General features: G+C 38.6%; 12 protein-coding genes. All 12 read left to right on the top strand.

Going from position 1 to position 13,594, the window contains the following annotated elements; all coding sequences use genetic code 11:
- The first annotated feature begins 2 nt into the window (after positions 1 to 2).
- Complete coding sequence (locus LO754_RS08060) at positions 3 to 1,139, top strand: THUMP domain-containing class I SAM-dependent RNA methyltransferase (RefSeq protein WP_231785966.1); 1,137 nt, start codon at positions 3 to 5, stop codon at positions 1,137 to 1,139.
- 84 nt (positions 1,140 to 1,223) lie between these two features.
- Complete coding sequence (locus tag LO754_RS08065; RefSeq protein ID WP_231785967.1) at positions 1,224 to 3,131, top strand: ATP-dependent DNA helicase; 1,908 nt, start codon at positions 1,224 to 1,226, stop codon at positions 3,129 to 3,131.
- A 281-nt stretch (positions 3,132 to 3,412) separates the two neighbouring features.
- On the top strand, positions 3,413 to 4,819 hold the full coding sequence (locus LO754_RS08070) for a histidine kinase N-terminal domain-containing protein (protein ID WP_024363378.1): 1,407 nt from the start codon (positions 3,413 to 3,415) through the stop codon (positions 4,817 to 4,819).
- Positions 4,812 to 5,390 (top strand): ANTAR domain-containing response regulator, encoded by a 579-nt coding sequence (locus LO754_RS08075; protein WP_024363379.1) that lies wholly within the window; start codon positions 4,812 to 4,814, stop codon positions 5,388 to 5,390. Before LO754_RS08070 ends, LO754_RS08075 begins: the two co-directional genes overlap by 8 nt.
- Positions 5,391 to 5,474: 84 nt before the next feature.
- Positions 5,475 to 6,719 (top strand): ethanolamine utilization protein EutH, encoded by a 1,245-nt coding sequence (gene eutH, locus LO754_RS08080; RefSeq protein WP_231785968.1) that lies wholly within the window; start codon positions 5,475 to 5,477, stop codon positions 6,717 to 6,719.
- A 19-nt stretch (positions 6,720 to 6,738) separates the two neighbouring features.
- Positions 6,739 to 7,080: an ethanolamine utilization microcompartment protein EutS gene (gene eutS / locus LO754_RS08085; protein ID WP_024363381.1), complete on the top strand. Its 342-nt coding sequence runs from the start codon at positions 6,739 to 6,741 to the stop codon at positions 7,078 to 7,080.
- Between the two features lie 10 nt (positions 7,081 to 7,090).
- Positions 7,091 to 7,588: a EutP/PduV family microcompartment system protein gene (locus LO754_RS08090; RefSeq protein WP_024363382.1), complete on the top strand. Its 498-nt coding sequence runs from the start codon at positions 7,091 to 7,093 to the stop codon at positions 7,586 to 7,588.
- A 20-nt stretch (positions 7,589 to 7,608) separates the two neighbouring features.
- A complete protein-coding gene (locus tag LO754_RS08095; RefSeq protein WP_231785969.1) occupies positions 7,609 to 9,030 on the top strand; it encodes an ethanolamine ammonia-lyase reactivating factor EutA in 1,422 nt (473 codons plus the stop codon).
- 5 nt (positions 9,031 to 9,035) lie between these two features.
- A complete protein-coding gene (locus LO754_RS08100) occupies positions 9,036 to 10,406 on the top strand; it encodes an ethanolamine ammonia-lyase subunit EutB (RefSeq protein ID WP_231785970.1) in 1,371 nt (456 codons plus the stop codon).
- Between the two features lie 9 nt (positions 10,407 to 10,415).
- On the top strand, positions 10,416 to 11,423 hold the full coding sequence (eutC, locus tag LO754_RS08105) for an ethanolamine ammonia-lyase subunit EutC (protein WP_231785971.1): 1,008 nt from the start codon (positions 10,416 to 10,418) through the stop codon (positions 11,421 to 11,423).
- A 12-nt stretch (positions 11,424 to 11,435) separates the two neighbouring features.
- Entirely contained in the window at positions 11,436 to 12,086 is a 651-nt protein-coding gene (eutL, locus tag LO754_RS08110; RefSeq protein WP_024363386.1) for an ethanolamine utilization microcompartment protein EutL, read from the top strand.
- Between the two features lie 15 nt (positions 12,087 to 12,101).
- Positions 12,102 to 13,592: an aldehyde dehydrogenase family protein gene (locus tag LO754_RS08115; RefSeq protein WP_231785972.1), complete on the top strand. Its 1,491-nt coding sequence runs from the start codon at positions 12,102 to 12,104 to the stop codon at positions 13,590 to 13,592.
- Positions 13,593 to 13,594 lie beyond the last annotated feature (2 nt).

A 13,594-nucleotide genomic window follows, 5' to 3' on the forward strand; every position in this document is an offset into this window, starting at 1 on the left:
GTATGGCAAACTATAAATTAGTCGCAACAGCTGCAATGGGCTTAGAAGCGATTGTAGCACAAGAAGTACAGGCACTCGGTTATAAAACGACAGTCGAAAATGGCAAAGTTTATTTTGAGGGTGATGAAACGACCATTGCTCGTGCCAACTTATGGTTACGTGTAGCAGATCGAGTGAAAATTGTTGTAGGACAATTTCCTGCAAAGTCTTTTGAACAATTGTTTGAAAGTGTAAAGGCACTATCATGGGAAAAATATTTACCGGTGGATGCATCTTTTCCTGTTTCAGGGAAATCAGTAAAGTCTAAATTATTTAGTGTGCCAGATTGTCAAGCGATTACCAAAAAAGCAATCGTAGAACGCATGAAGCAACACTACAAACGCCTTGGTTTTTTAGATGAATCAGGTGCAACATACAAAATTGAAGTTTCAATCTTAAAAGATGTGGCTACACTTACTATTGATACTTCTGGCGCTGGCTTACATAAGCGTGGCTACCGACAAGCGCAAGGGGAAGCACCGCTAAAAGAAACATTAGCCGCTGCACTTGTTCAGATTTCTAAATGGAATCCGAACCGTCCGTTTGTCGATCCATTTTGTGGTTCAGGTACAATTGCCCTAGAAGCAGCAATGTATGGACAAAATATCGCACCAGGCTATAATCGAGAATTTATTTCGGAAAGTTGGCCGTGGATGAAAGCGAAAATTTGGGATGCTGTGCGAGATGAAGCAGATAGTATAGCCAACTATGACCAACCACTTGAAATTTTTGGATCAGATATTGACCATCGCATGGTAAGTATTGCACAAGAAAACGCGCTAGAAGCAGGTTTTGGGGATATTATTACGTTTAAACAAATGCAAGCTCGTGATTTTACAACACAGCTAACAGATGGTGTAATGATTGGGAACCCTCCATATGGAGAGCGTATTGGCGATGTAGAAGTAGTAGAGCAAGTCATTCGTGATTTAGGACAAGTCATGAAAAACTACCCAACTTGGTCTGTATATATGCTATCCTCCATGAAAAACTTCGAAGAATTATACGGTCGTCAAACAACGAAAAAACGTAAATTATTCAATGGTTTTATTGAAACAAATTATTATCAATATTGGGGACAAAAGTCCAAGAGAGACTAACTAGAATAACGGAAGATAAGATTTTTTCTTATCTTCCGTTTCGTCGCGTATAATAGGAACAGATTGTATGAGGGGGAACGTCAATTGCGTAAATCTTTACCATTTGCATTAACGAAGGATCGCTCGTTTTTCGAGTCATTAGGTGACTGGATGGGCGATGTCCTTTATGATGAATTACCAGAAAAAGGATTTGAATGCCGTGATGAGCAAATTTTCATGGCCTATCAAATTGAACAGGCGTTAAAAGAAAAAAATGTGTTATTTGCTGAAGCTGGAGTAGGAACAGGAAAAACGATTGCCTATTTACTGCCGGCTGTATCCTATGCACGCTATACAGGTAAACCAGCGCTAATTGCCTGTGCAGATGAAACATTAATCGACCAGCTCGTGAAAGAGGGCGGCGATATTTATAAATTACAAAAAACACTCGGTTTAGAAATTGATGTCCGTTTAGCAAAATCACGTGATCAATATTTATGCTTAAAGCGTTTCGAAGAAGCAGAAAAAGTCGAAACGGATGAGTGGATCGATGATATTGCTTTTTCAATTCCCGATGGTGTCTATGCACAAGGCTCGATGATTGCAGTCCAACCATATGGTGATCGCAGTGATTATCCAACGGTTAGTGATGAAGATTGGCATAAAGTGAATTATAATGCGATTATGCAATGTTCAGTATGTGATTTGCGTAATCGCTGTGGTCAAACATTACATCGTGCACATTATCGTAAATCAACGGATTTAATTATTTGCTCGCAAGACTTTTTAATGGAGCATTTAGCAACGAAAGAGTCCCGTGAACGTGAAGGGCAGTTAGCGTTACTTCCCGAAGTATCAATGATGGTGCTAGATGAAGGGCATTTATTGGAATATGCGGCGCAAAAAGCAATGACATATAAGGTGCAGGCAACGACGATTGTTCCTCTGTTAGAGCGTTTAATGGTAGATGGAGTACGTGAACGAACTTTGTATGCAATGGAAAAATTGCAAGACGATCACGAACTATTTTTCGATCAGTTGCGTGATGATATTGTGGCGTCTGAGGAAGAACGGAAGCGTATTAATAAATCTGCAACACTTTTAAAGTATGGTAAACAATTGATTACCGATGTAGATGTACTACTAGAAGAATTTGTTTTTGAATCAGAAATGTATATGATTCCAGAGTATGAGTTAAATATGGCAGAGGAATATTTAGAGCAATATCAAGCGTCACTTCGCATTTTTACTGCACAAGGCGATGCTGTTGATTGGTTAGAGGAAACAGATGGTGAAGAAACATTAGTTATTATGCCACGACTGATTACAGAAGTTTTAGAAGAAAAGTTATTCTCAAAAAAGCTTCCAATCGTATTTTCTTCTGCAACATTATCTGTCAATAAGGATTTCTCCTATATTGCTTATAGTCTTGGTATCCATAATTACCAATCTTTCTCAGTTCCATCACCGTTTGATTATGAAGCAGTGATGAGAATTTATTTACATGAGCTATCTCAAAATAATAAAACAGCCCGTGTCCAACAATTGTTACGAGACGGTGAGAAAACATTAATATTATTCAAATCAAAACAAGCGATGTTAAACTTTAAAGCAGAATTACCACTAATGGAGCGAATGTATGTGGCGTTTGAAGGAGATCGTGAACTATCAGCTATTGTTCGTGATTTCCAAGAAGGTACAGTAAAAACACTATGTTCCTACCATTTATGGGAAGGTTTAGATTTGCCAGAAGAGGCGCTAACACGTGTGATAATATATGACTTACCTTTCCCACCACATGATCCATTATTTGACGCGAAACGGACGTTTGCTGAAAATCCGTATGAAGAAGTAGAGTTACCATTTATGCAATTGCGTTTGCAACAAGGAATGGGACGATTAATTCGCACATCGAATGATCATGGCGATATTCATATATTGTTAAATGAGGAAGAAGCGAAACAGCAGAAAACATTTGAAAATATTTTAGCAGTGACACCAGAAATAAAGTAAAAAAAAAGGCAAGTTTACCATTGGCGTAAACTTGCCTTTTTGCTATTTTAAAATAATAATTATTGTGCCGCTTTTAGAGATTGTCGAAAAAAGTGTTGAATATTTCTGTTTTAAACTATATAGTTCTTTGTAATGCAATGAATTTTATTAAATATAAAAATTTTTCTTCTTGAAAATAATTTTGCAAAAGGTTTATAATGATGACAAGAAATTTAAAGGAATAGTCACAATCACTGTTGAGTATTCTATGATAGGGGGTGGACCTGTCGAGCATTCAATCGTTGTGTAGTAAATATACAAGCTTATCAGGTAAGGATATCGAGAAGTTAGTAGAAATTGAAACTACACTATCTTATTATGCTGAGTTGACAGATTGCTATATGTTCATAGATTGTATGATGGAAAATTTACCACATGCAATTGTTGTAGCAGAGGCATTCCCTACAAAAGAAATTGGTTTATATGAAAAATCAGTGATTGGAAAATTTGTCTTTGAAAGCTTCGAGCCAGCAGTATTTGCAGCTTTTAAACATAAAGAAAGATCATCCATTTCGAGAGCAATCACACAGGAAGGTCTAACTGTAGAACAAAACGTTGTCCCCCTCTTTAATGATGATGGACAGGTTATCGCCGTGTTGATTCAAGAAAAAAAGGTTAAGATGCAAACTGCACCAAAGGATGATTTTCAAAATATGCCTTTTGCATTAATTGAACATATTGTCGAACCCAACGCGCAGCCAATTCCAGTTGTGTCTGATTTATTAGTAGAGTCAATTATTCTGACAAATCATGAAAATAAGGTCATTTATAGCAATCCTGCAGGATACCGATTTATAACGGAACTTTCAGGATTAGAAAATTTCGATAATGTTGCTTTGGATAAAATATTACCTTTTTTACAAGAGGTCTATGATAAAGGCGATGATGTCTTTTTCTTAGAAATTACGATTGATCGTAAATCTTTTATTGTGAAAAAAATTCCTATCCGCAGTCAAAATGATAAAGTGACACTGCTTATTATTCATGATCTAACAGAGCTAAAGCTGAAAGAAAATGAACTGATGATGAAAACATTTGCTATACGGGAAATTCATCATCGTGTAAAAAATAATTTACAAACGGTTACAAGCCTATTGCGACTGCAAATGCGCAATGACCTAGCGGCTTCAAATGCAAGTGCTTTTCAGGAAGCATTAAATCGCATTTATAGTATTTCTTCTGTTTACGAACTTATTTTAGAAAATGAGGATAATGCGGAAGAAAAAGTGGATGTTATCGCTTTGTCTAAAAAAATAGGGTATAAAATGGTTGGCACTTCTCATACAGCAGCCATTCAATTAATCTTCCATCACGATGAACTACAGCTATATTGTCATTCTAAAAAGGCGGTTTCACTCGCATTAATTATTTGTGAGTTGTTACAAAATGCTTTAAAGTATGCTTTTATTGATCGTGAGGAAGGAACAATTGATATAAAATTTCTTCAGGATGCATCTTCTATTTCACTTCATATTTCCGACAACGGCGTTGGGATGCAAGAGGTGAAGGCATCTTTTGGAATGGAGATTATTACAAGACTTGTTGAATATGATTTAGCTGGCACATTTACAATTATCCCTAGTGAACAAGGTACACATACTCAAATTCAGTTTCCTGTAAGTGAGGAGGTATTTATCCTAAATGACTAGGAAAGTTATGATTGTCGAAGATGAATCACTTATTGCAATTGATTTGAAGTTTATGCTAGAAGATAATGGTTACGAAGTAGTAGCACAGGCAAATAATGGCGAATCTGCGATTGAACTAGCTTATACACATAAGCCTCAGCTGATACTAATGGACATCAAAATGCCGAAGCTAGATGGACTAAAGGCGAGTAAAATTATTGAACAGCAGCTCGGTATACCAGTGCTTTTTATATCTGCTTATAGTGAAAAAGAATTGTTATTATACATGAAACAGGATAATATTTTAGGGTATGTTATGAAACCGTTTTCTGAGAAAAATGTCCTACCAGCGTTGGAAGTGGCGTTTCATCAAATCGATAAATTTAACCGTTTAAACGGAGAATTATTGCATAAGCAAAGCGAGATAGAAAAGCGAAAAGTCATCGAACGAGCGAAAGGTTTACTGATGCAAGTAGAAAATCTTAGTGAAGACGAGGCATATAAAAAAATTCGCAATGAGAGTATGCAAAGTCAACAGGAAATGGTAACAATTGCAAAACGAATTATAAATACATTACAAGTAAATAGATGAAGCAAAGACGCTTTAAAGAGAATTTTTCTTTAATGCGTCTTTTTTTTATATATATTTATCAAAATCAAAGGGGGGATAAGTAGGATGGCAATGATAGGAACGATCATCGTTTATATTATTATGATTTGTGCAGTTTTAGGGGCAATCGGAGCGATTCGAGATGCAGAGTATGGAATTGGTAAAGAATTTATGAATGGACTCCATACAGTAGGTCATATTTTTGTACCAGCGGCAGGAATCATGGCAGCTATACCTTACTTAACGTGGTTTATTAGTCATTTTATTAGTCCGATTTTTGAATTGATTGGAGCTGACCCAGCAATTGCAGCTACAGCAATTTTAGCGTCGGACATGGGGGGATATCAATTAGCAAATGCTTTAAAAGAGTCGTATGAAGGATGGGTGATGGCGCTTGTCGTTGGTTTTATGTCAGGTGCAACCATTGTATTCTCGATTCCAATGGGGCTTGCGATGTTAGACAAGCGTGATCATAAGTATATGGCATTAGGCATTATGGCAGGCGTATTAACGATTCCGATTGGTGCATTTATTTCGTCGATTATGATTGTGATGTTTAACACAGAGGTTCGTGAAGTGATTAGTACAACATCTGCACCAACCTATGTGTTTGCCATTTCTATTTTACAAATATTACTTAATTTATTACCGTTATTTATTTTTGTTATCTTAATTGCGTTAGGGCTAAAGCTTATCCCGAATGGCATGATCAAAGGGTTTATGATTTTCGGTCATGTGATGGATGCAGGTATTAAGCTTGTGCTTGTATTCTCTATTGTCGAAATTTTCACAGGAATTTTTACTAAGATTTTTGGGGCATGGGGCTTTGATCCCATCATGGCAGATAGTGTCGACCAATTCCGCGCATTAGAAACGGCCGGTTATATCGGTATTATGTTAGCGGGTGCATTCCCAATGGTGTACTTAATAAGAAAATATGCTTCTAAACCGCTTGAAACAGCAGGGAAGAAATTAGGTCTTTCTTCAGTAGGAAGCGCAGGGATTTTAGCGACAAGTGCTAATATTTTGGCCATGTTTACACTTGTTCGTCAGATGCCACCAAAAGATAAAGTAATCAACATTGCTTTCGGGGTTTGTTCAGCATTCCTGTTAGGCGACCATTTATCTTTTACGGCTAATTTCCAACCAACCATTATATTGCCTGTTATAGCAGGGAAGCTGTTAGCAGGGGTGCTTGCCATTATTTTAGCTTACAAGCTATCAGTACCGACCGCGTTAAAACTAGAACAAGAGGATCGTAAGGCAGGCATTATTAAAGAGGGAGAATATTTAACAGATCAAAAGTCTTGATAGAAAGAGGTGATGAAATGTGAGTGAGGAAAAGAAACGTTTTATTCAGGAGTTTGTGCCGGGTAAGCAACTAACATTGAGTCATCTAATTGCAAATCCTGATCCAGATATGTTTCAAAAACTTGGTATACAAGAAGCAGGTGCGCTCGGCATTATGACTTGTACACCGAGCGAAACAGTTATTATTGCTGGGGATTTAGCAACAAAGGCAGCCAATGTAAAACTAGGTTTTTTAGACCGTTTTACTGGTAGTCTCGTTATTGTTGGCAGTGTATCTGAAGTAGAAATGGCGATGTTGGAGATTAATCGTTTTTTATCGGAAATGCTCGGTTATACGCCATCTAAAATAACGAAGTCATAGGATGTGTCAAATGAAAAATCGAGTAATGATAATAGGTGGTGTGCAAGCTGGTAAATCAACGCTAATGAATGCGTTATTAGGCAAAGATGGACAAGCTATTAAAACCCAAGCACTCGTATTTGATGACTGGATTGTTGATACACCTGGAGAATATATAGAAAATCCAATGTACTACAGAAATATTATGGCAACATCACTTGAAGTAACACATGTGATTTATTTGCAAGATGCCACGTCATCAAGGAGTGTTTTTCCGCCGCAGTTTAGCTTGGGTATACCCAAAATTCAAATTGGTGTCATTACCAAAATTGATGCACCCCTTGCAGATGTAGAAAGAGCAACAGCATTGTTAAAAAATGTGATGACGCACGGTCCAATTGTGAAAACATCAGCATGGCAAAAGCAGGGCATTGAGTTGATTGCACCACTTATTCAACTGCGGTCAGACGAAGAAATTCGCCAGTTTGTCAAGGACCGTGATAGTCCCTATCTCATATATTGCCCATAGTGGCATAGAGGAGGTATAGGTTGAAGACAGAAAAAATTTATAGTGCAGGCATTGATATTGGGACAAGTACAACAAAGATGGTTGTCAGTAGTTTTCTGTTGAAAAATGTTGCTGGTGTGACCCATGTGCCACGAATAGAAATTATTGAAAAAACGGTGTTGCATCAAAGTCCTATTATTAAAACACCGTTTGTTACGAAAGACATTATTGATATGGAACAAATAGAAAAATTTATATTTCAGCAATATCAATTGGCTCAAATTTCACCAGCGGATATTTCAACAGGCGCCATTATTATTACAGGTGAATCTGCTACGAAAGAAAATGCTAGGGAGGTTGTCCATACCCTTGCAGATGCAGCTGGACAGTTTTTAGTTGCCACTGCGGGTCCGGATTTAGAAGGGATTATTGCTGCAAAAGGGGCGGGGACTGTGCAACAGTCCAAAAACACAGCTAAAGTAATTGCCAATATAGATATTGGTGGCGGTACGGCAAATATTGCAGTGATGCAGTTCGGTGAAGTGATCGGTACATGCACCTTACATGTTGGCGGTAGATTAATCGAATTTCAGCATGGCAAAGTCTATTCTATCTCACCTCCTATAAAGCAATTAATGAAGCATTGGTCTAATCCATTACAAGTAGGTGACTCTGCAGAAGACGTGCGCGTTGCACAACTTATTCAAGAAATGGCGGACTTTTTAGCTAACACGTTAAGCGGACAACTACAAGATGCACAACATCCATTATTGTTAGGACATTTACCAAATTGGCATAAGCCTGTGGATGCAATCGTTTTTTCAGGTGGTGTAGCTTCTTGCATTTATGATCATGATTGTTCGCAGCGCCAATATGATGATATTGGTGAAAAACTAGCGAACATGCTTTTACAACATGAGCAACTTCAAGCGTTTTTATGGCTACAGCCGCAGGAAACTGCTCGCGCTACAGTAACTGGAGCAGGAACCCAAACAACCGAAATTAGTGGTGCAACGATTCAAGTTGATGCGGATATATTACCGTTAAAAAATATTCCTGTATTTAATTGCTCAGGTGTAGCAACGAAAGCGTTTGATCAAATCGTGAAGACAGCAGTGGACAGAGCAGATGCACTTTTTTCACTGGATGATCACCGCGCACCCTTTGCACTTTATTTTAGTGAGTTACCGTATTTAAGTTTTGAAGATGTCCATGCATTGTGCGAGGCCATTTTACGATACTTAGGAACAAGAAGCTCCAAGGACATACCAATTATCATAGTCATTCAATCAGATTATGCAAAGGTCATAGGGCAAACGCTACAAGCCATTAATCCAACAGTTCCTATACTATGCATTGATCAAATTAAAGTAGAAACAGGCGATTACATTGACATTGGGGAAGTGCTACCTTCTGGTGTTGTCCCCATTGTAGTGAAAACACTTGCTTTCCACTCAAAGTAAGGAGGATGAACGTGAATCTATCGGTGATATTTGGTGGAGAAAAATATAATTTTCAGTCATTAAAAGATGTGATGGCTAAAGTAAATGAGGAAAAATCAGGAGATCAGCTAGCAGGGATTGCTGCTGAATCTGTCCAACAACGAATTGCAGCAAAAGCTGTTTTAAGTGAATTGTTAGTCAAGGATATACGCGAGAATCCGCTAGTTCCACCTGAAAATGATGAAGTGACACGCATTATTGAAGGCGATATTAATGAACAAATATATGGCGAAATAAAAAACTGGAGTATTGAACAGCTTCGAGAATACATTTTATCGAATGATACAGGTGATCGAGAGTTAAAACGTTTAAGTAAAGGCATGAATTCAGAAGTAATTGCAGCCGTTACGAAATTGATGTCTAACTTAGATCTTGTTCATGCAGCCAATAAAGTAGAAATCTTATCAACTTGCAATATTACGATAGGGCAAAAGGGTACGCTTTCTTCAAGACTACAGCCGAACCACCCAACAGACAATATCGATGGCATTATTGCCTCATTAAAAGAGGGATTGTCCTATGGAATCGGTGATGCAGTTATCGGCATTAACCCAGTAGATGATTCGGTCGAAAGCGTTAAAAAGGTGTTACAGGCGACAAAAGAATTTATTACTGATTGGTCGATTCCAACGCAGAACTGTGTATTGGCTCATATTACAACACAAATGAAAGCCATTAAGCAAGGAGCTCCTGCCGATATGATTTTCCAAAGTATTGCAGGGACAGAAATTGCAAACCGTTCGTTTGGCATTTCTGCTGACTTAATTCGAGAAGCAGAGGAACTCGTGAAGAAACAGGGAACGGGAACGGGCCCGAATTTATTTTACTTTGAAACTGGGCAAGGTTCCGAGCTCTCGGCTGAAGCACATATGGGCATAGACCAAGTAACACTCGAATCACGCAACTATGGATTTGCTAGACATTTTAATCCGTACATAGTCAACACAGTTGTTGGCTTTATAGGCCCTGAATATTTATATAACAACAAGCAAGTCATTCGGGCAGGGTTAGAAGATCATTTTATGGGTAAAATGCACGGCATTCCAATGGGCGTTGATATTTGTTACACCAATCATATTAAGGCTGACCAAAATGATGTGGAAGATTTAAGTGTGTTACTCACTGCAGCAGGTGTGAACTTTATTATTGCCGCACCGATGGGAGACGATATTATGCTGAACTATCAGTCTATGAGCTTCCATGATGTGGCAACATTACTCCAAACATTTGGTAAAACACCAGCACCTGAATATTTAGCTTGGTTAGAAAAAATGGGCATTTACGAAAATGGTCGTCTTTCAGCTAGAGCTGGCGATTTATCGATATTTGAAAGGTAGGTGAGACCATTGAATGAACAGCTAGTATCCATGATTACACAACTTGTGATGGAGAAAATGACGAATACATCGGGCACTTCTTCAAAAACAGCTACACCAATTGAAGAACCACAACAACCATTAATTAAAATTTATGATAGTGCGGCTAAGCATACAGAAGAACTACCAAGTCCACAGGCAACACCAGATCAATCGTTAATTAAGCTTTACCAAGCATCTTCTACAAAGGATTATTCGCACAATACTACTAATTATGATGGATCTACAACTGTAGAAACGGCGAAGGCTTTTCAATTTGAAGAGCAAAATGTATCAGAAAGTGTGCAAGCAGCTAAAAAGCATACACCTGCAAGAATTGGTGTGGGTAGAGCGGGGACAAGACCAAAAACAAAAACTTGGTTGAAATTCCGACTCGATCATGCGGCTGCAGTAGATGCTGTGTATGGAGAAGTGACAGAAGCACTATTACAAAAACTGAATGTCTTCCAAGTAACAACAAAAGTAACGGATAAAGAAGAATACATTACGAGACCGGATTTAGGTCGCCGCTTATCTGATGAAGCGAAGACACGTATTCAATCAACATGTAAAGCACGACCAACCGTGCAAATTATTATTTCCAACGGCTTAAGTGCGAGTGCGATTGAAGAAAATGTCCAAGATGTATATTTAGCATTACAACAAAGTCTTACCAATTTAAATATTGAAATAGGCACTACTTTTTACATCGATAAAGGGCGTGTAGCGCTGATGGATGAAATTGGCGAGCTATTGCAAGCAGAGGTCATTGTTTACTTAATTGGTGAACGTCCTGGTCTAGTGTCAGCAGAGTCGATGAGTGCGTATTTATGTTATCAGCCGAGAATAGGTACGGTTGAAGCGGATCGAATGGTTATTTCGAACATTCATAAAGGTGGTATTCCTCCATTAGAGGCAGGAGCTTATTTAGGTACTGTCGTGCAAAAAATATTGCAATACAAGGCAAGTGGCGTAAACCTTGTCGCAAAAGAAGGTTAGGGGGAACAAGCAATGCATCCTCATAAAATTATGGCTGATATTTTGGCTATGCAGATGATTCCTAGAGTGAATAGAGACTTGGCAGCACAGCTTGCGTTGAAGCCAAATCAGCATAGCATTGGGCTAGTCACACTAACCATTGATGATGTCGGATATGTAGCTTTAGATGAAGCGACAAAAAAAGCAGATGTAGAAGTGGTTTATGCAAAAAGCTTCTATGCAGGAGCGGCTCATGCGTCAGGACCATTATCTGGTGAAATGATTGGCATTATAGCGGGTAGCTCCCCAGATGAAATTCGAAGTGGGCTGGAGGCAATTGAGCAAAAAGTGCAATTTGATACGTATTTCGAAGCCATTAATAACAATGAAAACCATGCACTTTTTGCGCATACTGTGGCAAGCTGTGGCAGCTATTTAGCACAGTTAGCAGACGTTAAGATTGGCACTGCGCTCGCTTATTTAATCGCACCACCACTTGAGGCGGTTGTCGGTTTAGATGCCGCTTTAAAGGCAGCAGATGTAGAGCTAAAACTATTTTTTGGACCACCTTCCGAAACCAACTTTGGTGGTGGCATAGTTAGCGGCAGTCAGTCTTCCTGCCAAGCTGCTGCAGATGCATTTAGAGAAGCAATTGAACATGTTGCGAGAAATCCGGTTATTTAGAAAGGAGGCGGCTTTATGGCGACATTAGATAAAGACTTATTAGCCATTCAGGAAATGAGAGACGCTGTTAGTCAAGCAAATGCAGCACAAGCGGCCTATATGCAATATTCCCAACAACAAGTGGATAGTATTGTGAAGGCTGTTGCGGATGCCGCATTTAAAGAGGCAGAACGATTAGGCAAAATGGCTGTCGAAGAAACAGGGATGGGTATCCAAAATCATAAAAAAATGAAAAATGAAGTAGCGTCAAGAGATGTATATGAAGATATTAAAGATTTAAAGACAGTTGGCGTGATTGGCACAGATCGACTAAAGAAAGTAACAGAGATTGCTAGTCCATTTGGCGTTATCGCAGGAATTGTGCCAACAACAAATCCTACATCTACAGCCATTTTTAAAACGCTTATTTCTTTAAAAACGAGAAATGTCCTTGTGTTAAGCCCGCATCCATATGCCGTTAAATGTACAAAGGAAGCTTTAGATATTTGTAGAGTTGCGGCAGAAAATGCTGGTGCGCCAGAAGGGTTGTTACAATGTTTAACAATGTCTTCAATGGAAGCGACACAACAATTAATGAAACATCCACAGATTCACTTAATTTTAGCAACGGGCGGTGGGGCGTTGGTCAAAGCTGCATATAGCTCTGGAAAACCAGCTTATGGGGTAGGTCCTGGCAATGTACCAGCTTACATCGAAAAATCAGCCAATATTCAAAAAGCCGCACGTCAGCTAGTGCAAAGTAAATCCTTTGATAATGGCACCATTTGTGCGACAGAGCAGGCCATTATTGTGGATAAAGTGATAGCTGAACAAGTTTTAGCAGAATTAAAGAAACAGCATGCTTATATATTGAATGCTGAAGAAAAATTAAAGATGGAAAAGTTAATATCTCCTGTTCCTGGCAAAGTGAATCCACAAATTGTTGGAAAATCAGCGGTGAGTTTAGCACATTCTATCGGCATTATGGTGCCAGAAGAGACGAAAGTACTTGTTGGGTTGGAGACAATGATTGGAAAAAACATTCCATTTTCACTAGAGAAGCTATCACCAATATTTGCTTTCTACACAGTAGAGGATAGCACAGAGGCCAAACAAGTAATGATTGATCTACTGAATATTGGAGGACGGGGACATTCTTGTTCTATTCATACGGAAAATACAGCGCTAGCAGAGCAGTTTTCGCTTGATTTACCAGTGTCGCGTATTGTTGTGAACACGCTATCTTCAATTGGTGCGGTTGGTGGTACGACTGGATTAGCGCCATCCTTTACATTAGGTTGTGGGACATTTGGTGGTAATATTACGTCCGATAACATTACAGCTAGACATTTATTAAATATTAAGCGCATGGCTTATGGCATGAAAGATGTAGAGGTGCCAGCTCCGGAATTTGATTTACATCCGGTGGTAGAAAATATAAAGGCACAAGCACCATCATTGGATACAAAAGTGGTGCAACAAATTGTTGATCAAGTTTTAAAGCAAATTACATTACAAACTAAATAATT

Source organism: Lysinibacillus sp. GJ-1 (assembly GCF_021166035.1).
Taxonomy (GTDB): domain Bacteria; phylum Bacillota; class Bacilli; order Bacillales_A; family Planococcaceae; genus Lysinibacillus; species Lysinibacillus sphaericus.

What these genes read in the sequence shown, in the direction of transcription:
- LO754_RS08060 (WP_231785966.1), top strand. Translation starts at nt 3, where the DNA reads ATGGCAAACTATAAATTAGTCGCAACAGCTGCAATGGGCTTAGAAGCG.
- LO754_RS08075 (WP_024363379.1), top strand. Translation starts at nt 4,812, where the DNA reads ATGACTAGGAAAGTTATGATTGTCGAAGATGAATCACTTATTGCAATT.
- eutH (WP_231785968.1), top strand. Translation starts at nt 5,475, where the DNA reads ATGGCAATGATAGGAACGATCATCGTTTATATTATTATGATTTGTGCA.
- LO754_RS08090 (WP_024363382.1), top strand. Translation starts at nt 7,091, where the DNA reads ATGAAAAATCGAGTAATGATAATAGGTGGTGTGCAAGCTGGTAAATCA.
- LO754_RS08100 (WP_231785970.1), top strand. Translation starts at nt 9,036, where the DNA reads ATGAACGTGAATCTATCGGTGATATTTGGTGGAGAAAAATATAATTTT.
- eutL (WP_024363386.1), top strand. Translation starts at nt 11,436, where the DNA reads ATGCATCCTCATAAAATTATGGCTGATATTTTGGCTATGCAGATGATT.
- LO754_RS08115 (WP_231785972.1), top strand. Translation starts at nt 12,102, where the DNA reads ATGGCGACATTAGATAAAGACTTATTAGCCATTCAGGAAATGAGAGAC.